23 protein-coding genes and 1 pseudogene are annotated in these 26,746 nt (G+C 72.2%); 14 read left to right on the top strand and 10 right to left on the bottom strand.

What is annotated here, in order from left to right:
* Positions 1-121: 121 nt before the first annotated feature.
* Positions 122-460, bottom strand: coding sequence for a YnfA family protein (locus tag SMIR_RS15680; protein WP_168494350.1), 339 nt, complete (start codon positions 458-460; stop codon positions 122-124).
* A gap of 143 nt (positions 461-603) precedes the next feature.
* Here SMIR_RS15680 and SMIR_RS15675 point away from each other — a divergent pair, with 143 nt between their 5' ends.
* The 3 genes from SMIR_RS15675 (at position 604) to SMIR_RS15665 (ending at position 2,599) form a co-directional block, all read left to right on the top strand.
* A complete protein-coding gene (locus tag SMIR_RS15675; RefSeq protein ID WP_422664518.1) occupies positions 604-1,107 on the top strand; it encodes a hypothetical protein in 504 nt (167 codons plus the stop codon).
* A gap of 132 nt (positions 1,108-1,239) precedes the next feature.
* Positions 1,240-1,776, top strand: a complete 537-nt coding sequence (locus SMIR_RS15670; protein WP_168494352.1) for a MarR family winged helix-turn-helix transcriptional regulator — start codon at positions 1,240-1,242, stop codon at positions 1,774-1,776.
* On the top strand, positions 1,742-2,599 hold the full coding sequence (locus SMIR_RS15665; protein WP_168501218.1) for a zinc-binding dehydrogenase: 858 nt from the start codon (positions 1,742-1,744) through the stop codon (positions 2,597-2,599). Before SMIR_RS15670 ends, SMIR_RS15665 begins: the two co-directional genes overlap by 35 nt.
* 53 nt (positions 2,600-2,652) lie before the next feature.
* Here SMIR_RS15665 and SMIR_RS15660 read toward each other — a convergent pair whose 3' ends face one another.
* Both SMIR_RS15660 and SMIR_RS15655 read right to left on the bottom strand, forming a co-directional pair.
* On the bottom strand, positions 2,653-4,065 hold the full coding sequence (locus SMIR_RS15660) for an MFS transporter (protein WP_212727136.1): 1,413 nt from the start codon (positions 4,063-4,065) through the stop codon (positions 2,653-2,655).
* A gap of 379 nt (positions 4,066-4,444) precedes the next feature.
* Entirely contained in the window at positions 4,445-5,263 is an 819-nt protein-coding gene (locus tag SMIR_RS15655; RefSeq protein WP_168494356.1) for a helix-turn-helix domain-containing protein, read from the bottom strand.
* Between the two features lie 138 nt (positions 5,264-5,401).
* On the opposite strand from SMIR_RS15655, the gene SMIR_RS15650 reads away from it, so the two are divergent.
* The 4 genes from SMIR_RS15650 (at position 5,402) to SMIR_RS15635 (ending at position 9,648) form a co-directional block, all read left to right on the top strand.
* Positions 5,402-6,487 carry an LLM class flavin-dependent oxidoreductase gene (locus SMIR_RS15650; RefSeq protein WP_168494358.1) on the top strand — a complete coding sequence of 362 codons (1,086 nt, stop codon included), beginning with the start codon at positions 5,402-5,404 and terminating at the stop codon, positions 6,485-6,487.
* Complete coding sequence (locus SMIR_RS15645) at positions 6,484-7,191, top strand: FMN reductase (RefSeq protein ID WP_168494360.1); 708 nt, start codon at positions 6,484-6,486, stop codon at positions 7,189-7,191. The genes SMIR_RS15650 and SMIR_RS15645 overlap by 4 nt, the downstream gene beginning before the upstream one ends.
* 246 nt (positions 7,192-7,437) lie before the next feature.
* Positions 7,438-8,178, top strand: a complete 741-nt coding sequence (locus tag SMIR_RS15640; RefSeq protein ID WP_212727135.1) for a response regulator transcription factor — start codon at positions 7,438-7,440, stop codon at positions 8,176-8,178.
* A complete protein-coding gene (locus tag SMIR_RS15635) occupies positions 8,179-9,648 on the top strand; it encodes a sensor histidine kinase (RefSeq protein WP_212727134.1) in 1,470 nt (489 codons plus the stop codon).
* A gap of 47 nt (positions 9,649-9,695) precedes the next feature.
* Here SMIR_RS15635 and SMIR_RS15630 read toward each other — a convergent pair whose 3' ends face one another.
* Positions 9,696-11,663, bottom strand: coding sequence for an APC family permease (locus SMIR_RS15630; RefSeq protein ID WP_168494366.1), 1,968 nt, complete (start codon positions 11,661-11,663; stop codon positions 9,696-9,698).
* 487 nt (positions 11,664-12,150) lie between these two features.
* On the opposite strand from SMIR_RS15630, the gene SMIR_RS15625 reads away from it, so the two are divergent.
* Positions 12,151-13,686 (top strand): GlnX family signal transduction membrane protein, encoded by a 1,536-nt coding sequence (locus tag SMIR_RS15625; RefSeq protein WP_212727133.1) that lies wholly within the window; start codon positions 12,151-12,153, stop codon positions 13,684-13,686.
* Positions 13,687-13,768: 82 nt separating this feature from the next.
* On the opposite strand, the gene SMIR_RS15620 is transcribed toward SMIR_RS15625, so the two are convergent.
* The 3 genes from SMIR_RS15620 to SMIR_RS15610 all read right to left on the bottom strand — a co-directional run bounded on the left by SMIR_RS15620 (position 13,769) and on the right by SMIR_RS15610 (position 17,514).
* Positions 13,769-15,754: an APC family permease gene (locus tag SMIR_RS15620; protein ID WP_422664517.1), complete on the bottom strand. Its 1,986-nt coding sequence runs from the start codon at positions 15,752-15,754 to the stop codon at positions 13,769-13,771.
* A 93-nt stretch (positions 15,755-15,847) separates the two neighbouring features.
* Complete coding sequence (locus SMIR_RS15615; RefSeq protein ID WP_168494372.1) at positions 15,848-16,630, bottom strand: response regulator transcription factor; 783 nt, start codon at positions 16,628-16,630, stop codon at positions 15,848-15,850.
* On the bottom strand, positions 16,627-17,514 hold the full coding sequence (locus SMIR_RS15610) for a sensor histidine kinase (RefSeq protein WP_168494374.1): 888 nt from the start codon (positions 17,512-17,514) through the stop codon (positions 16,627-16,629). The genes SMIR_RS15615 and SMIR_RS15610 overlap by 4 nt, the downstream gene beginning before the upstream one ends.
* A 128-nt stretch (positions 17,515-17,642) precedes the next feature.
* On the opposite strand from SMIR_RS15610, the gene SMIR_RS15605 reads away from it, so the two are divergent.
* Positions 17,643-18,389 carry an ABC transporter ATP-binding protein gene (locus SMIR_RS15605; protein WP_168494376.1) on the top strand — a complete coding sequence of 249 codons (747 nt, stop codon included), beginning with the start codon at positions 17,643-17,645 and terminating at the stop codon, positions 18,387-18,389.
* The gene (locus SMIR_RS15600; protein ID WP_168494377.1) at positions 18,386-20,731 is read left to right on the top strand and encodes an ABC transporter permease; all 2,346 of its coding nucleotides are present in this window, start codon (positions 18,386-18,388) and stop codon (positions 20,729-20,731) included. Before SMIR_RS15605 ends, SMIR_RS15600 begins: the two co-directional genes overlap by 4 nt.
* Positions 20,732-20,750: 19 nt before the next feature.
* Here the strand turns inward: SMIR_RS15600 and SMIR_RS15595 are convergent, their stop codons facing one another.
* A complete protein-coding gene (locus tag SMIR_RS15595; RefSeq protein WP_248003062.1) occupies positions 20,751-21,314 on the bottom strand; it encodes a hypothetical protein in 564 nt (187 codons plus the stop codon).
* Positions 21,315-21,630: 316 nt separating this feature from the next.
* Here SMIR_RS15595 and SMIR_RS15590 point away from each other — a divergent pair.
* Positions 21,631-21,786 (top strand): annotated as a pseudogene (locus tag SMIR_RS15590) (SUMF1/EgtB/PvdO family nonheme iron enzyme); the annotation flags it as partial.
* Between the two features lie 193 nt (positions 21,787-21,979).
* Here SMIR_RS15590 and SMIR_RS15585 read toward each other — a convergent pair.
* Positions 21,980-22,981, bottom strand: a complete 1,002-nt coding sequence (locus SMIR_RS15585) for a M56 family metallopeptidase (protein ID WP_168494379.1) — start codon at positions 22,979-22,981, stop codon at positions 21,980-21,982.
* 18 nt (positions 22,982-22,999) lie between these two features.
* A complete protein-coding gene (locus SMIR_RS15580) occupies positions 23,000-23,413 on the bottom strand; it encodes a BlaI/MecI/CopY family transcriptional regulator (RefSeq protein WP_248003063.1) in 414 nt (137 codons plus the stop codon).
* 141 nt (positions 23,414-23,554) lie between these two features.
* Between SMIR_RS15580 and SMIR_RS15575 the strand changes: the two genes are divergently transcribed.
* The 3 genes from SMIR_RS15575 (at position 23,555) to SMIR_RS15565 (ending at position 26,717) form a co-directional block, all read left to right on the top strand.
* Complete coding sequence (locus SMIR_RS15575) at positions 23,555-24,391, top strand: undecaprenyl-diphosphate phosphatase (protein WP_168494381.1); 837 nt, start codon at positions 23,555-23,557, stop codon at positions 24,389-24,391.
* Between the two features lie 131 nt (positions 24,392-24,522).
* Positions 24,523-25,971: a glycosyltransferase gene (locus SMIR_RS15570; protein ID WP_422664433.1), complete on the top strand. Its 1,449-nt coding sequence runs from the start codon at positions 24,523-24,525 to the stop codon at positions 25,969-25,971.
* Positions 25,968-26,717, top strand: a complete 750-nt coding sequence (locus SMIR_RS15565; protein ID WP_211118775.1) for a polysaccharide deacetylase family protein — start codon at positions 25,968-25,970, stop codon at positions 26,715-26,717. Before SMIR_RS15570 ends, SMIR_RS15565 begins: the two co-directional genes overlap by 4 nt.
* Positions 26,718-26,746: the final 29 nt, after the last annotated feature.

Below are 26,746 nucleotides of genomic sequence, written 5' to 3'. Positions count from 1 at the left end.
GGCTGCTCCTAGGACGTTTGAGGCGTACGGCGTGCGCGCACACGGGGGGTGCGTGGCCACGGACGTACGTGTCTGTCCTCGTCAGGATAGGCAGGCGGTCGGCGCCCGCGGGGCCGTGGGCTCAGTTGCCGCCGCGCGGCGCGTACATGATCACGGCCATTCCGGCGAGGCAGATGAGGGCGCCGGTCACGTCCCAGCGGTCGGGGCGGTAGCCGTCCGCGACCATGCCCCAGGCGATGGAGCCGGCAACGAAGATCCCGCCGTACGCGGCGAGGATGCGGCCGAACTCGGCGTCCGGCTGGAGTGTCGCCACGAAGCCGTAGACGCCGAGCGCCATGACGCCCGCGCCGATCCACAGCCAGCCGCGGTGTTCGCGCACGCCCTGCCAGACCAGCCAGGCGCCGCCGATCTCGAAGAGCGCGGCGATGACGAAGAGGGCGACGGAGCGGACGATCAGCATGCCGTCACTCTCGCACGGGCCGCATGCGCCGCTTCCGTCACCTGATGGACGGCGCCTGTCGACGGTCAGGGGTGGCATACATCGGGTGATCACGTGAGCGTGAGTGTGTGCGGGGCCCGAGCGAAGGAAGCGACGTCATGCGGATGATGGAGATGCGGGTGCGATGGGGGACGGGGATCGGTGCGTGGGTGCGGGGCGTGGGTGTGGTGGGTGTGGGGGCGGCCCTGACGCTGGGTGGGGCGTCGTCCGTCGGCGCCCTCGCTCCCGAGGCCGATCTCGCCTATCACGGCTCGGTGGCCATGGCGGCGGGGCTCGTCGACGTGCGGCTGACTCCGCAGAACCACGGCCCGAGCGCCGTCGAGGACGCGACGGTCCGGCTGCGCTGGTCGGCCCCGCTCGCGGATGTGCAGAGGCTGCCGGGCGACTGCGCGCGTTCGGGCGAACGGGTGGTGGTGTGCCGTACGGGGCCGCTTGCGGCGGACTGGCCGGGGGACCCGATCCGGCTGAAGGTACGGCTGCTGGGGGAGCCGTCGGAGGTGACGCTGGAGATCGACACGGTGTGGGGCGGCGGTGCGGTCGACCGCAATCACGGCAACGACCAGCAGCGGGTGCTGGCGCTGGACACCGGCGACTCGTACGTGTTCTAGGACCTGTCCGGTTCCCCGTACTCCAGGATCTGTCCGGTCCCCCAGGTGGTTTCGCTGGTTGCACGTACGATCTTTGTCTGACGCGGGTGAAGCGGCAGAAACAGGCAGTAGGGGCAGACGAAGGGGCGTGCCATGTCCGGGAACGCGCGTGCGCGGCTGCTCGACGAGCTGTCCACCGTCTCGCGCCGCTACATGGCCTCGTACGCGCTCTTCAACCAGGCCCTCGCCGACCGTCTGAAGCTGCACCCCACGGACATGCAGTGCGTGAACCTGCTCAGCCTGGAGGGCGGACCGGTGACGACCGGCCGGATCGCGGAGCTGACCGGTCTGACGACCGGTTCGGCGACGCGGCTGGTGGACCGGCTGGAGAAGGCGGGCTATGTCGTACGGCAGCGGGACGCCGTCGACCGGCGACGGGTGCTGGTGGCGACCGTGCCGGAGAAGGTCGCCGAGTTCGGGCGGGTGTGGGACCGGCTGGGCGGCGGCTGGTACGCGCTCTTCGACGAGCTGGCGGACGACGAACTCGCCCTGATCATCGGGCACATGCGCCGCACGGTGGACCTGAGCGCGGAGCAGATCGCCCGCCTGCGGGACGGGGACCTTCAGGAGTCCGACGAGGACCGTCCGGAGCCTTCTGACGAGGCGTTGCCGTCGCCGTCGTCGTCGTAACGCTCCCGCGCCCCCGGAGCCGGGGGCCCGGCAGATACGGATCAAGGTCGCGGCCGCCGCGCTCAATCCGGTCGACGCCGGGGTGCGCGCGGGCGGCTTCGGGGGCGCGGGGCGGCGGCTCGGACTGGGCTGGGACGTCGCCGGGACGGTGGACGCGGCGGGCGCGGACGCGGGGTGGAGGGTCGGCGACGAGGTGGTGGCGCTGTCGTACGGCCCGGTCAAGTCCCTTGGCACGCACGCCGACTACGTGGTCGTGGACGCGGATGCGGTGGCCGGGGCGCCGGGCTCGGCGGACCCCGTCCACGCGGCCACCCTGCCCCTCAACGCCCTGACCGCCGCCCAGGCCCTGGACCTGCTGGCCCTGGAGCCCGGGCAGAGCCTGGCGGTGACGGGTGCGGCGGGGGCGGTCGGCGGATACGCCGTCCAACTCGCCGCCCACCGGGGTCTCGTGGTGACGGCGGTGGCCCGCGAGAGCGACGAGGAGCTCGTACGGTCGCTGGGGGCGGCCCATTTCGCGCCGGGCGGCGTGGACGGGGTGCTGGACGCGGCGATTCTCGGCGCGGCGGCGTTGGAGTGGGTGCGGGACGGAGGGGTGTTCGTGGGTGTCATCCCGGGGGCGCATCCGGCATCCGTACGGGGGGTGCGGACGGACTCGGTGGAGGTGAGCGCCGACGGGGCGCGTCTCGCGGAGCTGGTGGCGCTCGTCGACGAGGGGGTGCTCACGACCCGGGTCGCCGACACGTACGGGCTGGAGGAGGCGGGGAAGGCGCACGCGCGGCTGGCCGAGGGCGGGCTGCGGGGGCGGCTGGTCCTGATCCCTTGAGTCCGCGGGGTGCCCGGGAGTTCCTGGGAGTTCTCGTGGGTTGTGGTGGGTTCTCAGTGCCGGTCTTCCTGTGCCTTGAGCGGCAGTAGGCGTACGAGGGGGACGCACAGGAGGGTGACCGCGGCGACCACGGTGAGGCTCACGGCGGTGGCGTGGGCCTCACCGCCGCCGGTCCTGAAGTAGACGCTGGTGACGGCGGCGGCCCCGAGTGCGTTCGCGAGCTGCTGGACCGCGCCGAGCGAGCCGCCGGCGCTGCCCGCCTCGGCGGGAGCGATGTCGCCGACGGTCACGTCGTAGAGCGAACCGAAGCACGTGCCCATGCCGAGGCCGACGACCAGCAGGGGCGGGACCAGGGCCCAGCCTCCGGTGTCCGTACCGGAAGTCGCCACGAGGGCGAGCAGAAGGCCGGTCCCCGCGAGGGTGATCACCAGGCCGAGGAGGACCAGACGGCGTCCCAGCCTGTCGATGAGCCGGTAGCAGGCGATCGAGGCGACGACGATTCCGGCGGACAGGGGGATCAGGCCGAGCGCGGCGCCCGTGGGGGAGCGGCCGAGGCCCTGTTGGAGGAAGAGGGACACGACGTAGAGGAGGCCCGCGACCGCGGCGAAGAAGACGACGCCGAGGACGAGTCCCGAGGTGAAGCCCCGGTTGTGGAGGAGTGAGGGCTGGATCAGGGGGTTCGTCGCGGTGCGCTGGCGGTGGCAGAAGGCGGCGAAGAGGGTCAGGCCGACGGCGGTGAGCGCGGTGCCGGTGGGGGTCCAGCCGTGGGCCGCGCCCTGGATGAGGGCGGAGAGCAGGGCGAGCATCGTGGCGGCGAGGAGGGTTGCGCCGGGGATGTCGACGGTGATCGCGCGGTCGCCGGGGTCGTGGGGGAGGAGGCGGGCGGCGGCGAGGAGGGCGGCGGTGCCGAGGACGAGGTTGATGAGATACATCGAGCGCCAGCCGAGGCCGGCGAGGTCGGTGTCGATGAGGAACCCGCCGAGGATGGGGCCGGCGACGGCCGAGAGGCCCATGACGGGGCCGAAGAGGCTGTAGGCCTTGCCGATCTGGTCTCTGGGCCAGGTGGCGCCGAGGATGCCGAAGCCCTGCGGGACGACGAGGGCGGCGGAGGCACCCTGGGTCAGGCGGGCGATGACGAGGGTGGTGGGGGTGGGGGCGAGGCCGCAGGCGATCGAGGCGGTGGTGAAGCCGGTGAGGCCGGTGAGGAAGAGGCGGCGGTGGCCGTACTTGTCGCCGAGTCGGCCGCCGAGGACGAGGAGTACGCCGAGGGAGAGGGCGTAGGAGGCGCCGAGCCACTGGATGAGGTCGGCTCCGCCGCCGAGGTCCTTGGTGATGGTGGGGGCGGCGATGGTGGTGAGGGTGCCGTCGAGGAGGTCCAGGACGTCGGCGGCGAGGACCACTCCGAGGATGGCCCAGCGGGTCCTGGAGGGCGTGTTTTCGTTTGCGCTATGCAGTATCTGCGTCACGCAGATAAATCTCCCGCAGAGAGCGGCTCCCACGCAAGAGGGTTTCGCCCCCGCCGCCCCTACCCGTCCCATCCCGTTCCTGGGGGCTGTGCCCCCAGACCCCCGGGTGGGTTCGTCGGCTGCGGGCCGGTGGGGGCCGATCGCGGGGCTGCGCTCCGGCGCCCCATCGGCCTGACGGCCTCGTCCTCAAACGCCAAACGGCCCTGAAGGCCTTTGGGGACGCGGGGAACTGCGCGATCGGCCCCCACCGCCGGCGGCCAAGCGAGTGGAGCGGGCGGGGTGTGCGGGGCGAAGCTCCGCCTTGGGGCGCGGGAACTGCGCGATCATCCCCCGCCCGCCCGCCCGCCCGCCCGCCCGCCCGCCCGCAGCCGGAGTCGGGTCAGTGGGTGGTGGTTGCGTAGGTGGTGGGGGGTACTCCTACCGTCGCTGTGAAGTCGCGGACGAGGTGGGCCTGGTCGGCGTAGCCGAGGTCGGCGGCGAGGGCGGCCCAGTCGACCGGTCCGGCGGCCTCCGCGCGGGACAGGGCCTCATGGATCCGGTAGCGCAGGATGATCCACTTCGGGCCGACGCCGACGTACGCGGCGAAGAGGCGTTGCAGGGCCCTTACGGTCATCCCCTCGGCGCGCGCGAAGTCGCCGACGTGCCGGATGGTGCGGTCGCCCCGGATGCGGTCCACCAGGGCCATGGCGAGGTCGGCCTGGGGATCCGGGCGCGGACCGAGACCCAGGAGGAACGCGTCGAGCGCGGCCACGCGTGCGTCCTCCTCGGCGGGGTTGAGGACGGAGGGGACCGTGGCGGCGTCCACCGAGGGAAACACCGTGTGGAGTGGGATTCGCTCGCCCGTGAGTGACGTCAGGGCCCGTCCCGGCGCGAAGGGGCGGAAGCCCCCCGGGCGGAACTGGATCCCGCACACCCGTCCCCGGCCCTCCAGTTTCTGTGTGAACAGGTCGAGGCCGATGCCGGCCACCTCGCCGAGGCCGAGGGGGTCCTGACCCGCGTACCTCTGGAAGACGATGTTCACGGACGGGTGCGGGACCACGTGGGAGGCGTACGGCTCGGGCAGGTCCCAGTCGATCAGCCAGTAGTGCTCCAGGTAGGGGCGGAGCGGCTCGGCCGGTTCGCGGCGGCGGAAGTGGACGCGCGCGAAGAGCTCCGCGGCGTCGACGATGCCTCGGGTGTCACGGCGTGGGGCGGCCATGACGGGATCGTAGGACGGGGCACTGACAGTCGGGGTCGGGGCGAGGGGCCGGGAGGTGGATGGTGCGCGGAATAGCGAGGTGGGGTGGATCGTTTGAGGGTATAGTTGAATCGTAAACAACCTGGAGGGTGAGCGACCATGCAGTTCGGGATCTTCAGCGTCGGCGATGTCACACCGGACCCGACGACCGGCCGTACGCCGACCGAGGCCGAGAGGATCAAGGCCATGGTCGCGATCGCGCAGAAGGCGGAGGAGGTGGGCCTGGACGTGTTCGCGACGGGTGAGCACCACAACCCGCCGTTCGTACCGTCGTCGCCGACCACGATGCTCGGCTATGTCGCGGCGCGGACCGAGCGGCTGATCCTGTCGACGTCCACCACGCTGATCACCACCAACGACCCCGTGAAGATCGCGGAGGACTTCGCGATGCTGCAGCACCTGGCCGACGGGCGGGTGGATCTGATGATGGGGCGGGGGAACACCGGACCGGTGTATCCCTGGTTCGGTCAGGACATCCGACAGGGCATCAACCTGGCGGTGGAGAACTACGCGCTGCTGCGCCGGCTGTGGCGCGAGGACGTGGTGACGTGGGAGGGCAAGTTCCGCACGCCGCTGCAGTCGTTCACCTCGACGCCGCGTCCGCTGGACGGGGTACCGCCGTTCGTGTGGCACGGCTCGATCCGGTCGCCGGAGATAGCCGAGCAGGCCGCGTACTACGGCGACGGCTTCTTCCACAACAACATCTTCTGGCCGGCCGACCACACCAAGCAGATGGTCGAGCTGTACCGGGAGCGGTACGCGCACTACGGGCACGGCACGCCCGAGCAGGCGATCGTCGGTCTCGGCGGGCAGGTGTTCATGCGGAAGAATTCCCAGGACGCCGTGCGCGAGTTCCGGCCGTACTTCGACAACGCGCCGGTCTACGGGCACGGGCCCTCCCTGGAGGAGTTCACCGACCAGACCCCGCTGACCGTCGGCTCCCCGCAGGAGGTCATCGAGAAGACCCTGGCCTTCCGCGACTACGCCGGTGACTACCAGCGTCAGCTGTTCCTGGTGGACCACGCCGGGCTGCCGCTGAAGACGGTGCTCGAGCAGCTCGACCTGCTCGGCGAGGAGGTCGTGCCGGTGCTGCGCGAGGAGTTCGCCAAGGGGCGCCCGGCGGATGTGCCGGACGCGCCGACCCACCAGTCCCTGCTCAAGGCTCAGGAGGTGAGCGTCGCATGAAGCTCGTCGTCGTCTCGGCGGGGCTGAGCGTCCCCTCGTCGACCCGGCTGCTGGCCGACCGGCTGGCCGCCGCCACCGGCCAGTACACGTCCGTCGACGTCCAGGTCGTCGAACTGCGAGACCTGGCCGTGGAGATCGCCCACAACTTCACCAGCGGCTTTCCCGGGCGGGCCCTGTCCGCGGCCCTGGAGGCGGTGACGGAGGCGGACGGGCTGATCGTGGTCACACCGGTGTTCTCCGCCTCCTACAGCGGCCTGTTCAAGTCGTTCTTCGACGTACTGGACCAGGACGCGCTCACCGGCAAGCCGGTCCTGATCGCCGCGACCGGCGGCTCAGCCCGGCACTCCCTCGTCCTCGAACACGCCCTGCGTCCCCTCTTCGCCTACCTGCGCGCCGTGGTCGTACCGACCGCGGTCTACGCGGCCTCGGAGGACTGGGGTGCGGAAGGCCTCGCCGAGCGGATCGACCGCGCGGCGGGCGAACTGGGGAGGCTCATGGAAGGCCTGGGCTCTGGGGCCGGGGCTGTGCGAAGGGCCGATGTGGCGGACACGGCAGATGCGGCGGAAAGGGCGGACGCGTCGGTGGCCGTGGACACCGACACCGCCGCCGCCATCGCGCCGCGCGCTCTCGACGGGGCCATCGCCTCGGCCGACAGGTTCACCGTCATCCCCTTCGAGCAGCAGCTCGCCGCGCTGCGGCCGTAGGGGGAGAAGGCCGTGAAGGCCGGAAGAGGGGGTGGGCCGCCACCGTCGTGCGCTTCCGGCCCACCCCCTCCGCACGGGCCGGACCCCTACCGGGGGATTCGCGGGTCGGCCCGTCCTGACATACGGGACAGACTGGCCGGGCGAGGTAAGGGGCGCGCGGGAGGAGGGGTGAGAGGCCGGTAAGAAGCCCACCCTCACCACCGCCCACCAGGTGGTACCCGGCCAGGGGCTTGGCAGACTGGTGGGGTGCCCCAGAATGTGCTGCTCGCCGAGGACGACCGTGCCATCCGCCATGCCCTGGAAAGGGCACTGACGCTGGAGGGCTACGCGGTGACGGCCGTCGCCGACGGCGTAGAGGCGCTGGCCCAGGCCCACCGCACGCCACCGGACGTCCTCGTCCTGGACGTGATGATGCCCGGTATCGACGGGTTGCAGGTGTGCCGGGTGCTGCGCGCGGAGGGGGACCGTACGCCGATCCTGATGCTCACCGCACTGGTCGAGACGGCCGACCGCATCGCGGGCCTGGACGCCGGGGCCGACGACTACGTGGTCAAGCCGTTCGACGTGGAGGAGGTCTTCGCCCGGCTGCGGGCCCTGCTCCGCCGGACCGGTCCGGTGAACGGCACCCCCGCCGACGTACCGTCGCCGTCCGTGTCCGTGTCCGCGTCCGCGTCGAAGGAGGCGTCGGGGCAGATCTCCGCGGCCGGGCTGCGCATGGACATCCAGGCGCGCCGTGCCTGGCGCGGGCAGCGCGAGCTGGAGCTCACCCGGACCGAGTTCGAACTGCTCGAACTGCTCGTCCGCAACGCGGGCATCGTCCTTGACCACGCCACGATCTACGACCGCATCTGGGGCTACGACTTCGGTCCCGGTTCCAAGAACCTCGCCGTGTACGTGGGGTATCTGCGGCGCAAGCTCGACGAGCCGGGAGCGCCGGCGCTGATCCACACCGTCCGGGGCGTGGGGTATGTGCTGAGGGAGGACTGAGTGCCCCCCCGATGGCTCACGGGGCTGCGGCCCCGGCGGGTGTCCTCCCTGCGGGCCACCTTCACCCTGTCCTTCGCCGCCGTGGCCGCCGCGGTCACCGTCCTCGTCGGGTTCCTGAGTTACGACGCCGCCGCCCGGCTGGTGCGGGTGGACCAGCAGACCGTCTTCTCCGGGGTCGTGCAGGATCTGCGGGTCCAGGTGCGCGAGACGGCGTTGGACCCGGGTGATTTCTCGTCGTCCGACCCCGATCACGACGGGCCCCTGGACGACATCATCCGGCCTGCCCGTACGGATGTGCAGGTGCTCGGGCGCGGTGGGGTGATATCCGACCGCGGGAACCCCGCGCTGCCCGTGACCGCCACCGACCGGCGGACAGCCGCGTCCGCCACCGCGGGCAAGTGGGTGGAGCACGGGGAGGTCGACGTCGCAGGCGACCGCTACCGGGTGGCGACCGTCGCGCTCGGCGGCGGGCGGGGCGCGGTGCAGGTGGCCCAGCAGTTCAGCGACACGGAGGATCTGCTGCGGGAGCTGCAGCAGCGGACCGTGCTGCTGGTGGGGGCGGTGGTGATCGCGTCGGGGCTGTTCGGCTGGTGGCTGGCCCGGCGCATCACCCGGCGGCTGGTGCGGCTGGCCGGGGCCGCGGAGGACGTGGCGCGCACCGGGCGGCTCGGCATCCAGGTGCCGGTGGCCGGGTACGACGAGGTGGCCCGCCTCGGCCGCTCCTTCGACCGGATGCTCGGCCGGCTCGCCCAGTCCGAGGAGGACCAGCGCCGGCTGGTCCAGGACGCGGGCCATGAACTCCGTACGCCGCTGACCTCGCTGCGTACGAACATCTCCATGCTGCGCCGCATCGACGAGCTGCCGCCCGACGCCCGCGAGGAGCTGGTCGCCGACCTGGCGCAGGAGTCCCGTGAGCTGACCGACCTCGTCAACGAGCTGGTGGCGCTCGCGGCCGGGCGGTCCGACACCGAGCCCGTGCAGCGGATCGACCTGGCCGATCTCGCCGAGGACGTGGCGGTCGCCTCGCGGCGCCGCACCGGGCGGGACATCCTCATCAGGGTGGGCGGTGACACGACGGTCGACGGCCGTCCCACGGCGCTCCAGCGGGCGATATCCAACCTGGTGGAGAACGCGGCCAAGTTCGACCGCGAGGGCAAGGCGCCGATCGAGATCGCGGTCACCGGTCCGGTGCGCCCCGGCGTCGGGGCGGGCGGCGGTCTTCCGGGCAGCGTCCGGATCGAGGTCCTCGACCGGGGTCCGGGCGTGGTCGAGGGCGATCTCGTCCGCGTCTTCGACCGTTTCTACCGCGCCGCCGACGCCCGCAGCCTGCCCGGTTCCGGGCTCGGTCTGTCCATCGTCCGCGAGGTGGCCACCGCCCACGGCGGAGCGCCGTTCGCCTTCCGGCGGGAGGGGGGAGGCGCGGTCATCGGGTTCACGGTGAGCGCGGACTACCCGACGGAAGAGGACTGACGGACTGACTGACGGACGGGCGAGCGAGCGGGGTCACGTCACCGTGGCTAACCGACGTGCACGCGCGGTCGGCGGGCGCGGTCGGGTTCGGCCTCGCGCAGGACCTCTCGGGTGACGGGGGCGACCTCGCCCTGGCCGAAGAGGAAGAAGCGCAGGAAGTTGGTGAAGGGGTTGCCCTCGGTCCACTCGAAGTAGATGTGCGGGGTGCAGCCGGTGCGGTCGCGGACGTGCAGGAGGAGGGCGGCCAGGGCGTTGGGGACGGAGGAGGACTCCAGGGTCAGGACGCGGTAGCGGCCGTGGAGCACCTCGCCGCGTACGGTCAGGCCCGCCTCGAACTCCGAGGGGTCCAGGACGGTGACCTCGACGAAGACGAAGTCCTCCTGGGCCGGGAGGTCGTTGTCGGCGCGGATCTGTTCGATCTTCTCGCGGTACTCGGCCTTGTCGCGGTTGTCGGGTTCGTTGGCGATGAACCGGATGCGGCGGCTGGCTATGTCCCGTACGAACCGTTCCGCCATGTCGTCCAGGCTCACGCTGGTCACCCGCAGTTCGAAGGCGCGGGCCAGCCGGGAGAGCAGCGAGACGAGGATGATGCCGGCGATGAAGCAGGCACCGATCTTGACGCCGTCGGGGCGTTCGATGACGTTCACGACGGTCGTGTAGAGGAAGACCGCGGAGATGACGGCGAAGGCGATGGTCCAGTTGCGCTGGCCGGCCTTGCGCGCGGCGATGGTCACGGCGATCGCGGCGGAGCTGATGAGGACGAGGACACCGGTGGCGTAGGCGCCGCCCTGCGCGTCGACGTTCGCGTCGAAGATCCAGGTGACCAGGAACGCCACCAGGATGAAGACGATCACCATGGGGCGGACGGCGCGTGCCCAGTGCGGGGCCATGCCGTAGCGGGGGAGGTAGCGGGGCATGAGGTTGAGCAGTCCGGCCATGGCGGAGGCGCCCGCGAACCACAGGATGGCGATGGTCGACACGTCGTAGACGGTGCCGAAGGCGCCGCCGAGGTACTCGTGCGCGAGATAGGCGAGGGCGCGGCCGTTGGCCTGGCCGCCGGACTTGAACTCCTGCTCCGGGATGAGGAGCGTGGTGATGAAGCTGGTGAGGATGAGGAAGACGCTCATGATCACGGCGGCGGTGGTCAGCAGCTTCTTGGTGTCTCGGATGCGGCCGGCCGGCTTCTCGTCGGTGTCGGTGGCGTCGCCCTGGACGTGCGGCATGACGGCCACGCCGGTCTCGAAGCCGGAGAGGCCGAGGGCCAGTTTGGGGAAGACCAGGAGGGCGACCCCGACCATCGCGAAAACGTTTCCGTGCGCGGTGGTCAGGGCGCTGGTCCAGTCGGTGATCACATGCTCGGCCGTCGCCACGTGCCACAGGCCCACGACCACGACCACGGCGTTGAGCGCGAGATAGATCCCCACCAGGACGACGGCGACGCCGATCGCCTCCAGGAAGCCCTTGAGGAACACCGCGCCGAGGAGCGCCACCAGGATGAGGGTGATCAGCATCTGCTTGTCGTGCAGTGTGCTGGTGAGGTGGGGGTTCTCGACCAGGTGGGTGGAGGCGTCGGCCGCCGACAGGGTGATGGTGATCAGGAAGTCGGTGGCGGCGAAGCCCAGCAGGGTCAGCACGAACAGCTTGCCCTGCCAGAACGAGAGCAGCCGCTCCAGCATCGCGATCGAGCCCTCGCCGCGCGGGCTCTCCTCGGCCACCCGCCGGTAGACGGGCAGTGCGCCCGCCAGGGTGACGATGACGAGCACGATGGTCGCGACGGGCGAGAGGAGTCCGGCGGCCAGGGCCGCGATGCCGGGCTGGTAGCCCAGTGTCGAGAAGTAGTCGACGCCGGTCAGGCACATCACCCGCCACCAGCGCTGCCCCTGGTGCACGGGCTCCGGCAGGGCGTGCGGGCCCTGCGGGGTCTTGCCCATGTCGGACAGTCCTTCGAGCATCCACGCGCGCAGCCGGCTCGTACCCGTCGTACCGCTGGTACGAGAGTGGTCGGTGGTGGCCATCGGGGTGCTCCTGACGTGCTGCCCGGCGTGGTGCCCATTGTGATCCGATTGTGGGCAATGGGGGAGGAAACGGCAGGGCGGGTGGACATTACGGCGATCGGGGTACGGCGGTGCGGTCACAGGGGTGGCAACCCCCGGTCCGGCACCCCGGTTCGGGTCCGGCGCCCCGGTTCGGCACTCCGGTCCGGCACTTGGTCCGCCCCCGCCGACGAGGATGCCCTGCTTTTCGCACGTGTGGTCGGCCGACGGCGTCAAGGCCGCGTCAAAGTCGTCCGGGATGACATCAGGGGCCCATCAAGGTCCGGTGTGCGTGACGTGAAGCGGTCGCAGACTGGGCGCGGCACGGGGGACACGGACGAGCGTCCGTGGCGTGCCGATGGAGGGGCTCGTGGCTGTCACGGCCGGTACCACGCACAGTCCTGCGGCGCGAGCCGGGACCACGCACAGTCCTGCGGCGCGAGCCGGGACCGTCGGAGCGCCACCGCGCGTGGCGACCGCCCCCTCCGGGGGTGGGCACCAGCCTCGGCCCAGGCGCGGGGGGCCGCGATCGAGACGCCCTCGACGCGCCAGGCGGCCCCGAAGTCCCAGGCCCCCTCTCCGCCTCGCACACCGAAGAGCCGCCACCGCCCTGCACCGCCGCTTCTGGGCGACCCTGCCCGCGCGACTGCGGCTGCTGAGGACCGTCACCCTCCTGCTGACCGTCGCCCTCGCCCTGCTGCTCGCGCTGGCAGGCCTCGCCGCCACCGGCACCTGGGACACCGTCGCGGGCCGCGACGCACCCCGCACCACCAGCGCCGCGGACCTGAACCTCGCCCTCAACGACATGGACGCGCAGGCCGCCAACCTCCTGCTGGCCGGCGGCGACGGGGGCAAGGGGCGGCTGGCGACGCCGTACGAGAAGGCGGTCGGCTTCTACGGTGACGCGCGCCGCGCGATCGGCCACGACCTGCGCGCGCTCGCCGTCGCCGCCCAGGGCGACGCCACCGACGAGCACACCGTCGAGTCGCTCACCGACGACTTCGCCGAGTACCAGGAGCTGATCGGCCGCGCGCTGGAGAACGACGACCGCGCCGGCGGCAGACCGGCCGCGCTCGTCGACTACCGCGAGGCCACCGATCTCCTCCAGGCCCAGCTCCTGCCGAGCGCGAGGAAGCTGGTGGACTCCAACAACAGCGCCTTCAACCGGCAGTACGACCAGGCCCGTTCGGTGCTCTCGGCCCAGCTCGCCGCCGTCTTCGCGCTCGGCGCGCTGCTGCTCGCCGCCCTCGGCGTCCTCCAGTGGTACCTGGCCCGCCGCTTCCACCGGATCCTCAACCCCGGTGTGCTGGCCGCCACCGTCTGCGCGCTGCTCGCCGTGCTGCTCGGCAGCCAGGCGCTCTCCGCCTCAGCCGACCGGCTGTACGGCGCCCGCCGCGACGCCTTCGACTCCGTCGTCGCCCTCTCCCGCGCCCGCGCGATCGCCTACGACGCGAACGCCGACGAGAGCCGCTACCTGCTGGATCCCGAGCGCCGCTCGCAGTACGCGCAGGCGTTCCTCGCCAAGTCGCAGCAGCTGTACGGGATGAAGGGCGCGACCCTCGACTCGTACGACTTCGGGCTCGCCACGACCTGGAAGGAGTACCGCGCCGACCACCGCACCCTCCACTTCGGCGGCGAGTTCGCGCGCGAGCTCGCCAACCTCACCTTCCCCGGCGAACGGGCCGCGGCGGAGCGGACGGTGGACGCGTACGCCGTCTACCAGCGCGACGACCGGAGGATCCGGGCCCTGGTCGCGCAGGGCAAGGAGCACGAGGCCGTCGCGTTCTGCATGGGCTGGGGGCCGGGCACGTCCAACGCCCACTTCGGAGCCTGGATGACGGCGCTGGACCAGGTGACGGACATCAACCGGCGGCACTTCACGGCGGCGGTCCGCGCGGGCCGCTTCGAGGCGACCGGGCTGCTCCCGTGGCCGTGCGGTCTGCTGCTCGGCGCGGGTGCGCTGATCCTGCTGGGGCTGCGACCGAGGCTCGCCGAGTTCCGCTGAACCGGGGTCCGCTGAACCGGGGTCCGCTGAACGGGGGTGCGCTGAACGGGGGTGCGCTGAACCGAGTTCCGTCGCGGGCGCGTCACCGCTGCCGGGTGCCCGCCCGGGGCGCCGGCCCCTGCGGTTCCCCCCGCCGGAAGGACCCCGGCGCCCTGGCCGTGGGCCGGTCGGCATGGGCCGAGGACGTCAGCTGCCACGGCACGCTCGTGACCATGACCCCCGGGGTGAACAGGAGCCGGTTCTTCAGCCACAGCGCCGACTGGTTGTGCAGCAGGTTCTCCCACCAGTGTCCGACGACGTACTCGGGGACGAAGACGGCGACGATGTCCCGCGGGCTCTCGCGGCGGATCGAGCGGACGTACTCCACGACCGGCCGGGTCACCTCGCGGTACGGCGAATCGATGATCTTCAGCGGGACCTCGATGCCGTACTCCTCCCAGCGCCTGAGCAGCGCCGCCGCCTCGTCACGGTCGACGGAGACCGTCAGGGCCTCCAGCCGGTCGGGGCGGAAGGCGCGTGCGTAGGCGAGGGCGCGGAGGGTCGGCTTGTGCAGGGTGGAGACCAGGACGATCCCCAACACCCTTGACGGACGGGTGAGTTCGACTTTCGGATCGGTCACCGCCAGCTCCGCGGAGGTGGCGTCGTAGTGGCGCCGGATGCCGCGCATCATCACCCACAGCACGATCGCCGCGAGTACGGCGAGCCACGCGCCCTCCGTGAACTTGGTGGCCAGCACGATCACCAGGACCAGGCCGGTGACGACCGAGCCGAGTGCGTTGATCACGCGGGCCGTGTGGTGGCGGCGCCGCGGCGCCGGGTCGCGTTCCGCGCGCAGTTCTCTGTTCCAGTGCCGGACCATGCCCAGCTGGGAGAGGGTGAAGGCGGTGAACACGCCCAGGATGTAGAGGTGGATGAGACTGGTGACGTTCGCCTTGAAGCCCCACAGCAGCAGAGCCGCGACGATCGCGAGCGCCAGGATGCCGTTGGAGAAGGCGAGCCGGTCGCCCCGGTTGTGCAACTGGTGAGGAAGGTACCGGTGTTGGGCCAGGATGGAAGCGAGCAGGGGGAAGCCGTTGAAGGCCGTGTTCGCCGCCAGGATCAGGACCAGCGCGGTCGCCGCCTGGATCACGTAGAAGCCGACGCTGTGCTCGCCGCCGAAGACCGCCGCCGCGATCTGCGCGATGACCGTGCGCTGGGTGTACGAGCCGCAGTCGCCGGTGAGTCCGGTCAGCCGGCACGCGTCGTCCGCGATGTGCACCTTGGTGATCAGCGCCAGCGCGGTGACGCCCACGAACATGACGATCGCGAGGGCGCCCATCGCGGTCAGTGTCTCGGCCGCGTTTCTCGACTTGGGCTTGCGGAAGGCCGGTACGCCGTTGGAGATGGCCTCCACCCCGGTCAGCGCCGTACAGCCGGAGGAGAACGCGCGCAGCACCAGCATCAGCAGGGCGAGGCCCGTCAGGTTCGCGTCCGAAGGGTCCGGCGTGACCCCGTATCCGGCGCTCTCGGCGACCGGCGCGTCCCCGAGGGCGTAGCGGATCAGGCCCGTGACCACCATGACGAGCACACCGCTGATGAAGAGGTAGGTCGGTGCGGCGAAGGCGCGTCCCGACTCCCGGACGCCCCGCAGGTTCATCGCCGTCAGGACCGCCACGAAGCCGATCGCCATCAGGACGCGGTGGTCGGCGAGGCGTGGGACGGCGGAGATGATGTTGTCGACGCCGGAGGCGACCGAGACGGCCACCGTCATGACGTAGTCGACGAGGAGTGAGGCGGCGACGACCAGTCCGGCGGTCGGGCCGAGGTTGGTCGACACCACCTCGTACGAGCCGCCACCGCTCGGGTAGGCGTGCACCACCTGGCGGTACGACAGCACCACGACCGTCAACAGGGCCACGACCGCGGCCGCGATCCACGGAGTGAAGTGCAGGTAGGCAAGGCCGCCCAGGGTGAGGACCAGCAGGATCTCCTGGGTCGCGTACGCCACCGAGGACAGCGGGTCCGAGGCGAAGATCGGCAGGGCGAGCCGCTTGGGCAGCAACGTCTCGTGCAGCTCTTCGCTGCGCATGGCCCGGCCGATCACCAGCCGCTTGAGGATCCCCGTGACATTGAACACGGGCGGAGGGTAAGCCGGGGGAGGAGCCAGGAGGGGGCCCGACACTCACTCCGGCCTGCTCCTCCCCTGGAGGTCGCGCTCCTGCGGGCGCCCGCTCCCTCCGCCGGGGGCGACCAGGCCGGTCTCGTAGGCGAGGACGACGGCCTGGGCGCGGTCGCGCAGGGCGAGCTTGGCGAAGATCCGGGCGACGTGGGTCTTCACGGTGGCCTCGCTGAGGGTGAGGGCTTCGGCGAGTTCGTTGTTCGACAGGCCGCGGCCCATCAGGGCCAGCACCTCGAGTTCACGGGGGGTCAGCGGAGCGAGGTCGCGGTGGACCGCGAGCGTGCGGGCCGCGGCGGCCGGAGTGGCGGGGCGGTGCGACGTGCGGGCCTGCTCGGCATCGCGGGCGGTCGCGTAGCGCTCGACCAGACGGCGGGTGATCGAAGGGGCGAGCAGTGCGTCGCCGGTGTTCACCAGTCGCACGGCCGCGGCGAGGTGGGCGGCGGTGACGTCCTTGAGCAGGAATCCGCTCGCCCCGGCGGCGAGCGCCGCGTAGACGTAGTGGTCGAGGTCGAAGGTGGTGAGCATGAGCACCCGGCAGTGCGGGAGCAGCCGCAGGACGCGCTTGGCGGCTTCCAGGCCGTCCAGGTGAGGCATCCGGATGTCCATCAGAAGGACGTCCGGGCGCAGCCGTTCGGCTTCCGCGACGGCCTGTACGCCGTCTGCGGCCTCGCCGATGACGTCGATGCCGCGCGAGGTGAGGATGAGGCGGAAGCCGGTGCGGATGAGCTCCTCGTCGTCGGCGACGAGGACGCGCGGGGCGCGGCGGTCGGGGGCGGATTCGGTCACGGGCGCTCCAGGGGGATGCGGGCGCGGACGCGGTAGCCGCCGCCGATGCGGCGCCGGGCGTCGAAGCGGCCGCCGTAGACGGCGACGCGCTCGCGCAGACCGATCAGACCGCGCCCGGTACCGTCGTCCCGGCGTCTGCGGGCGCCCGGTCCGGCATCCGTGCTCGCGCGGTCGGCGGACAGCACGCTCGGTCCGCTGTTGAGCACCTCGACCCGCAGACTGTGGTCGGCATAGCGCACCGTCACCGCCGCGTTGCCGCCGTCGCCGTACTTGAGCGCGTTGGTCAGCGCCTCCTGGACGATCCGGTAGGCGGTGACGTCGATGCCGGGCGGCAGCGGGCGCGGTTCACCGGAGATCCGCACCTCGACCGGGAGGCCGGTGAAGGCGATCCGGTCGACGAGGGTGCTCAGTTGACTCAGGCTCGGCTGCGGTGCGAGTCCGGAGAGGTCCCCTTCGCCGTACGGCCCGGCCCGGTCATCGTCGTCGTCACCGTCGGGTGACGGCGCCAGCAGGCCCAGCAGGTGGCGCAGTTCCCTCATCGCGTCGCGTCCGGCTCCCTCGACGGCCCGCAGTGCGCTCTCCGCCTCGTCCGGCAGAGTCGCCAGCACCTCGCGCGCGGCGCTCGCCGATACGACCATCAGGCTGACCTTGTGGCTGACGATGTCGTGGAGTTCGCGGGCGATGCGGGCGCGCTCGGCCGCCACCGCCGTGCGGGCGGCGGCCTCCCGCTCGCGCTCCAGCAGCCAGCCCCGCTCCTCCAGGACCCTGCGATGGCGGCGGCGGGCCCGCGCCAGCAACACGACAGCGCGCCCGGCCACCGCCAGGCTCACCCCCGCGAGGGCGATGAGCAACCGGCTCGTCCCCGATGTCCACACGCCGTCCATCGTGCCAGGCAGCCGGCGAGCGGGCGTCCACCCTCGGGTCCACTCCGTACATCGCCAGGATGACCACCGTCGGGGGTTACCTCCGGGGACTGACGCCCGGGCGGCCCCCGCCGCCTACCGTGCCTGCCATGACCACCGAAGACATCAGCGACGGCACGGCCCCGGGGGCCGCCCCGGCCGCTGTGCGCGACCAGGAAGTCGTGCGGGTGAGCGGCCTGCGCAAGGAGTACGGCGACACCGTCGCCCTGGACGGGGTGTCGCTGGAGATCCGGGCCGGGGAGGCGGTGGCGGTGATGGGCCCGTCCGGCTGCGGCAAGTCCACCCTGCTCAACATGGTCGCCGGGCTCGACCGGCCGAGCGCCGGCTCGGTGCGCGTACACGGCGAGGACCTGGGCCGGATCAACGAGACCGGCCTCGCACTCTTCCGGCGCCGCCGGATCGGCATGATCTTCCAGTTCTTCAACCTCATCGACGACCTGCCCGCGATCGACAACGTCGCCCTGTCCGCCCAGCTCACCGGAACCACGGCCCGTCAGGCCCGGCGCCGGGCGCTGGAGTTGCTGGACGAGCTCGGCATCGCCGACCGCAGGAACGTCTACCCCGCCGCGCTCAGCGGCGGCGAGCGCCAGCGTGTCGCGGTGGCCCGCGCGCTGATGAACCGCCCCGCGCTGCTGCTGGCGGACGAGCCGACCGGCGCGCTGGACAGCCACGCGGGCGAGCAGGTGATGGATCTGCTCATCGACCTCAACGAACTGGGCCAGACCCTTCTGCTGGTGACGCACGATCAGCGGCTGGCGACGCGCTGTGCCGGCCGCCTGGTGACGATGGCCGACGGCCGGATCACCGGGGAGCGGACCCTGGAGCGGTCGGCATGAGCGCGGTGTGGCGCGCCTCGCGCGCGGCCGTGCGCCGCCGCCGGCTGCAGACTGCCGTGATCGGGGCAGTGGTCCTCGTCTCCTCCATGGCCCTGGTGGTCGCCCTCGGGCTGCTGGACGTCGCGTCCGGGCCGTTCGACCGGAGCTTCGGCCAGGCCCATGGCGCCCACGTCGTCGCCACGTTCGACGCGACGAAGGTCTCCGGCACCCGGCTGGCACGTACCGCGCACCGACCGGGCGTGCGGGCCTCGGCCGGGCCGTTCCCGGAAGCCGTGGTCGACATGCCGCAGAACGCGGTGTCCGAGATGCCCGGGATCGGGCCCGGCCCTCTGACCGTGGTGGGGCGGGCGAAGCCCGGTGGACCGGTCGACCGCCTTGACCTCTTCGCCGGGCACTGGGCCACCGGCCGCGATCAGATCGTGCTGGCGTTGCCGGACGCGCCGGGGATGGGAGAGGGGCCGCACTCGCCGATCGGCAAGCGGATCCAGCTGCCCGGGCTGGCGCCGATGACCGTCGTCGGCCTCGCGTCCGGCGTGAGCGGGACCGCGCAGGCATGGGTCTCCCCGCAGCAGATCGCGGCCCTGCACCCCACGACGTACCAGATGCTGTACCGGTTCGAACAGGCCGCGACTGCCCGGCAGATCACCGTGGACACCGCCGCGGTGACCGCCGGCCTGCCGTCCGGATCGCTGATCGCCCACCAGTCGTATCTGACGTTGAAGGCGCAGGTCGCGGCCGAGCCCAACACCTTCGTGCCGTTCCTCATGGCCTTCGGGATTCTCGGCCTGTTGGTGGCCGTCCTGATCGTGGGGAATGTCGTGAGCGGTGCGGTCGTGTCCGGCTTCCGGCACATCGGGGTGCTCAAGTCCGTGGGATTCACGCCCACTCAGGTCGTCGCGGTCTATCTGGTGATGGCCTGCGTCCCCGCGACGGCGGGCGCGGCGATCGGCACGGCCCTGGGCGCCGTGGTGGCCCAGCCGCTGCTGCACCAGGTCTTCCAGGGCGCTGACCTCGGCACGGTGAGCGTCGCGCCGGCGATTGGCTCCTGGGTGTACGCGACCACCATGCTCGGCATGCCCGCGGTGGTGGTGCTGGCCGCGCTGATCCCGGCGCTGCGCGCGCACCGGCTCTCCGCGGCACGGGCGCTCAGCGCGGGCAGCGCGCCCGGTGGCGGACGTCGGCCGGCGGTGCAGCGGTGGCTGAGCGGGGTGCGGCTGCCGCGCTCGGTGACGCTGGGCCTGGGCCTGCCCTTCGCGCGGCCCGGACGGGCGCTGCTCACCGTTTGCGCGGTCCTACTAGGGGTGGCGACGGTGACCTTCGCCACCGGCCTGTCGGCCACCATGGTCTCCTACGGCGTCGCGGTCGAGGGCACCGGCAGGACGCAGGTGGTCGTCTGGCGCGGGGAGGCCAGGTTCGGTCAGACCGTCCCGCACCACGGCGACACCGGGACACAGGCGCTGCTGCGCTCGCTGCCGCACACGGCGGACGTGTCCGCCGTGGGTTTCGCCGGCGTGCGGATGCTCGGGCAGAGCGACAACGTGTCGATGGAGGGGGCGCGCGGGGGGCGGTCCGTTCTCCAGGACGACCTGGCCAGGGGCCGGTGGACACGGAAGCCCGGCGAGGTGGTGGCCTCCGGCAGGTTCCTGTTTAAGCATGGTCTGCGCGTCGGTGACTCGTTCACGCTGAGCGCGGCGGACGGTCGGCGGGAGCGCGTGACACTGGTCGGGGAGGTCATGGCCGGGCCGGCGAATTGGCTGCGCGCGGACTGGACGACGATGACCGCCCTGGCACCGGACGCGCAGGCCAACCAGTACTGGGTGCGGCTCAGCCCAGGAGCCGATGTCAGCGCCTATATGAGGGCGGTTCGAGCCGCCGATCCTGGGCTCTACCCGGAGGAGCAGACCTCGACCAACGCCGGGGCGGTGACGGTGATCAGTTCCGCGTCCGTGCTGACCCTGATGCTGACGGTGGTCGCCGCGATGGGTGTGTTCAACACGGTCGTACTGAACAGCTGGGAGCGGCGACGTGACCTGGGCATGCTGAAGTCCATCGGCATGACGCCACGGCAGGTCACGGCGATGATGGTGGTGTCCATGGCCGGACTCGGTCTGCTCGGCGGGATCCTGGGGCTGCCGCTGGGAGTCGCCGCGTACTGGGTGGTGGTCCGGACGACCGAGCACAGCGCCCACCTCGCCTTCCCGGCCCGCATGCTGGACGTGTGGCACCCGGGTTCGCTGGCCCTGCCGGCCCTGGCCGGGGTGGCGATCGCCGCACTGGGCGCGGTGATACCGGCACGTGCGGCGGCGCGGCAGACGATCGCCCGGGTCCTGCACACCGAGTGACGGCAGCGCTACCTCTCGCTCACTCCAGCCCCGACACCTTGAAGACCGTCAGTGCCGTCTCGCGGTCGATCCGCTCCGAGACGCGGTGCAGCGCGGTCTCCCCGCACGAGAGCGTGGAGCGCAGGGCGGACAGGCGCGCGTCCTCGTCGAGGCGGCGCCACAGCGGCGGATTGGCGACCAGGACGCGGGGGTCGATCTCGACGCGTGCGCCGAACGTGTCGCGCAGCACGAGCCGCTGGCCGACTCCGTCGAGGCAGCGCACCGACACCAGGTGGTCGGTGCGCACCAGCCGCGCGCGCAGCAGCCCGCGCGAGACCAGCCAGCCCTCGCCCGCGGAGACCCGGGTGGGGTACAGCACGAGAAACAGCAGCACCGCGAGCGCGGCCCACAGGGTGGCGCGCGGCGCGGAGAGGGTGCCGACTCCCCAGTCGATGAGGACGAGAAGGGCGAGGAGCACGGCCGCGCAGCGGATCGAACTGCGTACGTCCTGGGCCCAGAGGCGGTCGCGCGCGACTTCCGCGGAGGGTGGGGCGGGTGCGTCGACCGCGGTGCGCGCGTTGTTGCGGCGGTTGCGGCGTTCCATACGACTGACGGTAGAGACCGGGGAGGCCGGAGGCAGCATGCCTTGACGGGTCTCTGATGACTTGGGCGTCAAGGATGCGACAAGAGGCGTCGGCCGCCGCTACGAGGCAGAGGCGTCGGCCGCCGCTACGAGGCCCGAGCGGCCCGGCCTCCCGCGGCCCATCGCCCGAGTACCGGCTCCGCGAGGGTGCGGGCCGGGAGGCACAAGGTCTGGCCGTGGCGGGCGAAGAGTTCGTCGCGGGAGGTGAAGTGACCGAGGTCGAGGGGGAGGTGGTCGGACAGGTCGCAGACGGCTCCCGGGCCGCCGTCGCAGCTCGCGGGTGCTGCGCGGCGGCGGCTGGTTCGACGAGCACTGGAGCTGCCGGGCCTCCGCGCGTCGCCGCAGTCACCCGACCTTCCGGGTCGACGACGTGGGATTCCGCGTCGCGCGTTCCTTCGGTCCCGTCCGCCAGAGGGGAACGTCGGCGATTTGACGGCTCAGGTCGGGTCGGCGTCCTGGTCGGCGAGGATCATGCGCGCGCCTCGGGCCGTGTCCATGTACTCGCGCACCCGGTGGATCAGCCCGTTGCGAAGCGCCATGGCCTCTTCCACGCCGTGAAGTCATGGCCCGGAGCCCGGGCACGCCCGCCCGGGCAGGGCCGGCGGGTTTCCGTCATGGTCGGAGCCTCAGTGCACGGAAGCGGTGTGGTACGGGCCGTCCAGGTCGACGTGATGCGGCCCGTGGTGGTGGGCGATACCGACCACCTCCAGGAGGTCGTGCAGGTCGTGGGTGGCGGCGACGGTCGACACCATGGTGAGGGCCAGGCACGCCATCGTGACGAGGGCGAGTCCGGGACGGCGGGCGAGGGGTGGGGCGAGGAGGGCGGCGACCCGGCGGGGGACCGGGCCCGCGCCGGCGAGCGGGCCCCGGCGGCCGAGGACACCGCGGAAGCCGAGGGTGGAGAGGCGGGGGGCGGGGGTGCCGTGGGCGGCCAGGGCCGCCTTGCCGACCGCGCGGGCGACCCGGCGGCGGTCACCGGTGGCGCGGGCGGCCTGTTCGTCGGCCCAGCGCTCCACGGTGTAGGTGACGGCGGTGGCAAAGGGCCGCAGGAGGGGGTTGGCGGCGGCGCCCAGGCCGGCCAGGGCCACGAACAGGTAGTGGTGGGCGGCGAGATGAGCGCGCTCGTGGGCGAGCAGGATGTCGTGCTCGGCCTTGTCCAGGGTGCGCAGCATGCCGGTGGAGACGACGACCCGCCCGGGCAGCCCCGGCAGCGCGTACGCGTCCGGCGCCTCGTCCTCGACGATGACGAGCCCGTCCGGCGTGGGCATGCACGCGGCGTCCCAGATGGCGGAGGCGATGGAGCGGGCCCGGCGCCACAGCATCCGCGCCGCGGTCATCAGTGCGCCGCCGAGCAGGAGGCCGGCAAGGAGTGCGACCGGCGGTTCGGCGGGGTCGTTGATCTGCGCGGTGCGGGCCGACCAGTGGCCGAGGCCGGCGAGGAACGGGACGCCTATCAGGCCGGTGATCGCCAGTAGTCCCAGCGAGATGACGGTCGCCACGCCCAGGATCAGCGCGGAGGCGGTGAGCAGCCAGGTGGCCAGGCGCGGTTCGCAGCGTTCGGAGAGCGGGCGGGCGCCGAGGGGCGCGATCACGGACAGCAGCAGCGGCAGATAGACGGCGATACGCATCCGGGCGGGCTCCTTGTCCTACCGGTCGGGGTCCGCGTCGGGTCCCAGCAGGTGGCGCAGCAGGTCCGCGTCGGTGTCGGACAGGCTGTCGGCGAAGCGGGCGAGGACCGCCTCGCGGTCGGGGCGCTCCTCGAGCACGGTGCGCATCCGGCGGGCGGCGAACCCGGGGTCGTCGGTGACGGGCGCGTAGGCGTACGCCCGTCCGCGCCGGGTGCGGGTGAGCAGCTGCTTGGTGTGCATCCGGGTGAGGATCGTGACCACGCTGCTGTACGTCAGCTCGCCCCCGAGCCGTTCGGCGACCTCACCCGGGGTGAGCGCGGCCTCGGCCTGCTGGAGTACGCCGAGGATCTCGGACTCCCGCTCGCCGTTGGCCCTCTTGGAGCCCCGAGCCTGTGAATCGCCTGAATCGCGGCCCATGGGTTTGTCGTTCACCCACCCATCTTCTACAGTCGTGTAAAACTTGAGCTTCTACGGCGGTGTAAATGCTGCCGTGGTCCGAGTCTGCCATGTGTCGCCGTGCGCCCGTGCCCCGGGGGACACGTGCTCGTCCTGTTCACCGCAGAGATGGATCCCATGAGTGCTATCAGCGTCGGCCAGGCCGTCGTACTCGGAGTCGTCGAGGGAGTGACCGAGTTCCTCCCCGTCTCCTCCACCGGCCACCTCAAGATCACCGAGGGGCTGATGAACATCCCGGTCGACGACACGGCCGTGGTCGGCTTCACCGCCGTCATCCAGGTCGGCGCGATCGCCGCCGTACTCGTGTACTTCTTCAAGGACATCGTGCGGATCGTCTCCGCGTGGGGCCGGGGGCTGCGCAATCGTGAGGAACGGCAGCACCACGACTACAAGTTCGCGTGGTGGGTCATCTACGCCACCGTTCCGATCGTGATCGTGGGCCTCGCCGCCAAGCCGCTCATCGACGGGGCGCTCGGCTCCCTCTGGGTGGTCGCCGTCTCGCTGATCGTCGGCAGTGGCGCGATGTGGGCGGCGGACCAGATGGGGCGCCACAAGCGCGGCGAGGACGACACCACCTTCAAGGACGCGATGCTGGTGGGCTGTTCGCAGATCCTCGCACTGCTCTTCCCGGGCTTCTCGCGCTCCGGCGCCACGATGTCCACCGCGCTCGTCCTCGACCTGGACCGGGTCGCCGCCACCCGGCTCTCCTTCTTCCTCGGCATCCCCGCCCTCACCGGCGCCGGTCTGTACGAGCTGAAGGACGCCGTCGGCGCGGGGGTGGGCGCCGTACCGCTGGCCGTCGGCACCGCCGTCTCCTTCGTCGTCGCCTACGGGTCGATCGCCTGGTTGCTGAAGTTCGTCGCCAAGCACTCCTTCAACGCCTTCGTGATCTACAGGATTGTCGTCGGCGTGCTGCTTCTCGGGCTGCTGGGCTCGGGAGCGCTCAACGCCTGAGGGCTCAATACCTGACCGCCGAGCCGGTGGCGGCGACCTCGGTCACCCCTGTGTTTGTTTCCTTCGCCTTTGTTCCGGCGAGTCGGTGACGTCCCCCGTCATGCCCTCACCACTCTGGAGGCTGATCCGCTGTGCCCCACTCCGACAGTCCCACCCGCATCACCGTCATCTCCGCGAGCATGGGGGCCGGGCACGACGGCGCCGCCACCGAACTCACCCGCCACCTCACGGCGGCGGGCTTCCTCGTCGACCGCCACGACTTCCTCGACCTGCTGCCCGCCCGCATCGGGAAGCTGCTCTCCGGCGCCTACCTCCGGCTGCTGACCTGGGCCCCCGGGGGCTACCAGCGCATCTACGCCGCCACCGAGCACGAACGACGCCCCAACCCCGCCGTACGGGCCCTGTTGCGCGGCGCCGAACGCCGCACCCTCGCCACCGTCACCCCCGACACCCGCGCGGTCGTCTCGACCTACCCCGGAGCCAGCCAGGTCCTCGGCGCCCTGCGGCTGCGCGGCCGGCTCGCGATACCGGCCCTGACCTACCTCACCGACTTCTCCGTCCACTCCCTGTGGGTGGCGTCCGGCATCGACGCCCACCTCGCCGCCCACGCGATACCCGCCGCCCAGGCGCACGAGCAGGGCGCGGCGGGCGTCACCGTGACCGGCCCGATGACCGACCCGCGCTTCACCCCCGCCGACGAGGACGAACGGCGTTCCGCCCGCACCCGTTTCGGCCTCCCCCAGGACGCCTCGCTCGCCCTGCTGGTCGCGGGCTCGTGGGGAGTCGGGCCCGTCCGGGAGGCCGCCGCCGAGATCCTCGACACCGGGGTCGCGCTGCCGGTCGTGGTCTGCGGACGCAATCACGCGCTGGCCGAACGGCTGCGCGCGGACGGCATCGCCCATGTGCACGGCTGGGTGGACGACATGCCCGGCCTGATGCACGCGTGCGACGTCCTCGTCCAGAACGCGGGCGGGCTCACCTCGCTGGAGGCGCTCGCGGGCGGACTCCCCGTCGTCAGCTACCGCTGCATACCCGGGCACGGCCAGACCAACGCCGCCGCGCTCGACGAGGCGGGCCTCGCCCCCTGGATCCGCGAGCCGGACCAGTTGGCGCCGACCCTGACCGAACTCCTCCACGGTCCGCGCGGCCGGGCGCAGCGCGAGGCGGGCCTGGCCCTGTTCACCGCGGCCCCCGGTCCCGTACCGGCCGTCACGGCGATGGCCCGCGGCCCGCTGTCCGCCGTACGCCCGGGACGTCAGGGTTCCTCGACAGCGGTGCCGGCCGGGACGCCGGACCTGTCCGCAGCCCCCATACTGTCCCGGCGCCGTCCGGCCGACGCGCAGACCGGCGCAACGGTCGACGCGTTGACCGCCGTAACGGCCGACGCGCTGCGTCTTCCCGTCGCCGCGCGGTTCGCCGCCAGGTCACGCCAGGCCCGGCGCCGTACGGTCCTCATGGTCGCCGCCGTCGCGGCCACCCTCTCCCTCGGTATCGGCGCCCCGCTCGCCTACGCCTACGGGGAGTCCCCCGGCCACCACTTCGGTGCGCTCACCCACTACCTGGAGGACGACGACCGATGAGGTCAGGCCCGGGCCAGTTGGCCCGTAGCGTTCGGCGGGCCGGGGCGATCGCCCTGCCCGCGCTCGCCGCCGCGCACGCCGCGCCGGTGATCTCCACCTTCGGCCCGCTCCGCAACCGGGCCATGCCCCGCCTCGCCGGCCGCGGCCACCCCGACCATGTCGCGCTCACCTTCGACGACGGGCCCGACCACCTCTCCACCCCGCACTTCCTGCGGCTGCTGGACGCCCGGGGCATCCGGGCGACCTTCTTCCTGCTGGGCTCGATGCTGGCCCGCTCGCCCGGCCTGGCCAAGGAGATGGCCGCCGCCGGGCACGAGATCGGCATCCACGGCTGGCACCACCGCCCCCTGCTGCTGCGCGGCCCGCGCGCCACGTACGACGACCTCGCGCGGGCCCGCGACGCCGTCGCCGACGTCACCGGCCGCCCGCCCACGCTGTTCCGGCCGCCGTACGGGGTGATGAACACCGCCGCCCATGTCACCTGCCGCCGCCTCGGGCTGACCCCGACGCTGTGGACGGCCTGGGGCGAGGACTGGCGCAAACGGGCCACCCCGGACTCCGTCCACCGCACCGTCACCCGCGATCTGTCCGGCGGCGGCACCATCCTGCTGCACGACTCCGACTGCACCTCGGCCCCGGACTCCTGGCGCACCACCCTCGCCGCCCTGCCCCGCGTCCTCGACACCTGTGAGACGCACGGCTGGCGCATCGGGCCCCTGCGCGAGCACGGAGTCCCGGGCCTCTGACACATCACCGGCCGTGCGGACACGTGCAG

The sequence above is a fragment of the Streptomyces mirabilis genome (assembly GCF_018310535.1).
Classification (GTDB): Bacteria; Actinomycetota; Actinomycetes; order Streptomycetales; family Streptomycetaceae; genus Streptomyces.
Note: the sequence above shows the minus strand (reverse complement) of the source record. Positions and strands in the feature narration are given on the sequence as shown.

Excerpts from the sequence above, each read along its gene's own strand:
- SMIR_RS15575 (WP_168494381.1), top strand. The coding sequence starts at position 23,555 with ATGAGTGCTATCAGCGTCGGCCAGGCCGTCGTACTCGGAGTCGTCGAG.
- SMIR_RS15670 (WP_168494352.1), top strand. The coding sequence starts at position 1,240 with ATGTCCGGGAACGCGCGTGCGCGGCTGCTCGACGAGCTGTCCACCGTC.
- SMIR_RS15630 (WP_168494366.1), bottom strand. The coding sequence starts at position 11,663 with ATGGCCACCACCGACCACTCTCGTACCAGCGGTACGACGGGTACGAGC.
- SMIR_RS15610 (WP_168494374.1), bottom strand. The coding sequence starts at position 17,514 with ATGGACGGCGTGTGGACATCGGGGACGAGCCGGTTGCTCATCGCCCTC.
- SMIR_RS15655 (WP_168494356.1), bottom strand. The coding sequence starts at position 5,263 with ATGGCCGCCCCACGCCGTGACACCCGAGGCATCGTCGACGCCGCGGAG.
- SMIR_RS15605 (WP_168494376.1), top strand. The coding sequence starts at position 17,643 with ATGACCACCGAAGACATCAGCGACGGCACGGCCCCGGGGGCCGCCCCG.
- SMIR_RS15595 (WP_248003062.1), bottom strand. The coding sequence starts at position 21,314 with ATGGAACGCCGCAACCGCCGCAACAACGCGCGCACCGCGGTCGACGCA.
- SMIR_RS15565 (WP_211118775.1), top strand. The coding sequence starts at position 25,968 with ATGAGGTCAGGCCCGGGCCAGTTGGCCCGTAGCGTTCGGCGGGCCGGG.
- SMIR_RS15620 (WP_422664517.1), bottom strand. The coding sequence starts at position 15,754 with ATGCGCAGCGAAGAGCTGCACGAGACGTTGCTGCCCAAGCGGCTCGCC.
- SMIR_RS15650 (WP_168494358.1), top strand. The coding sequence starts at position 5,402 with ATGCAGTTCGGGATCTTCAGCGTCGGCGATGTCACACCGGACCCGACG.
- SMIR_RS15585 (WP_168494379.1), bottom strand. The coding sequence starts at position 22,981 with ATGCGTATCGCCGTCTATCTGCCGCTGCTGCTGTCCGTGATCGCGCCC.
- SMIR_RS15600 (WP_168494377.1), top strand. The coding sequence starts at position 18,386 with ATGAGCGCGGTGTGGCGCGCCTCGCGCGCGGCCGTGCGCCGCCGCCGG.
- SMIR_RS15675 (WP_422664518.1), top strand. The coding sequence starts at position 604 with ATGATGGAGATGCGGGTGCGATGGGGGACGGGGATCGGTGCGTGGGTG.
- SMIR_RS15645 (WP_168494360.1), top strand. The coding sequence starts at position 6,484 with ATGAAGCTCGTCGTCGTCTCGGCGGGGCTGAGCGTCCCCTCGTCGACC.
- SMIR_RS15680 (WP_168494350.1), bottom strand. The coding sequence starts at position 460 with ATGCTGATCGTCCGCTCCGTCGCCCTCTTCGTCATCGCCGCGCTCTTC.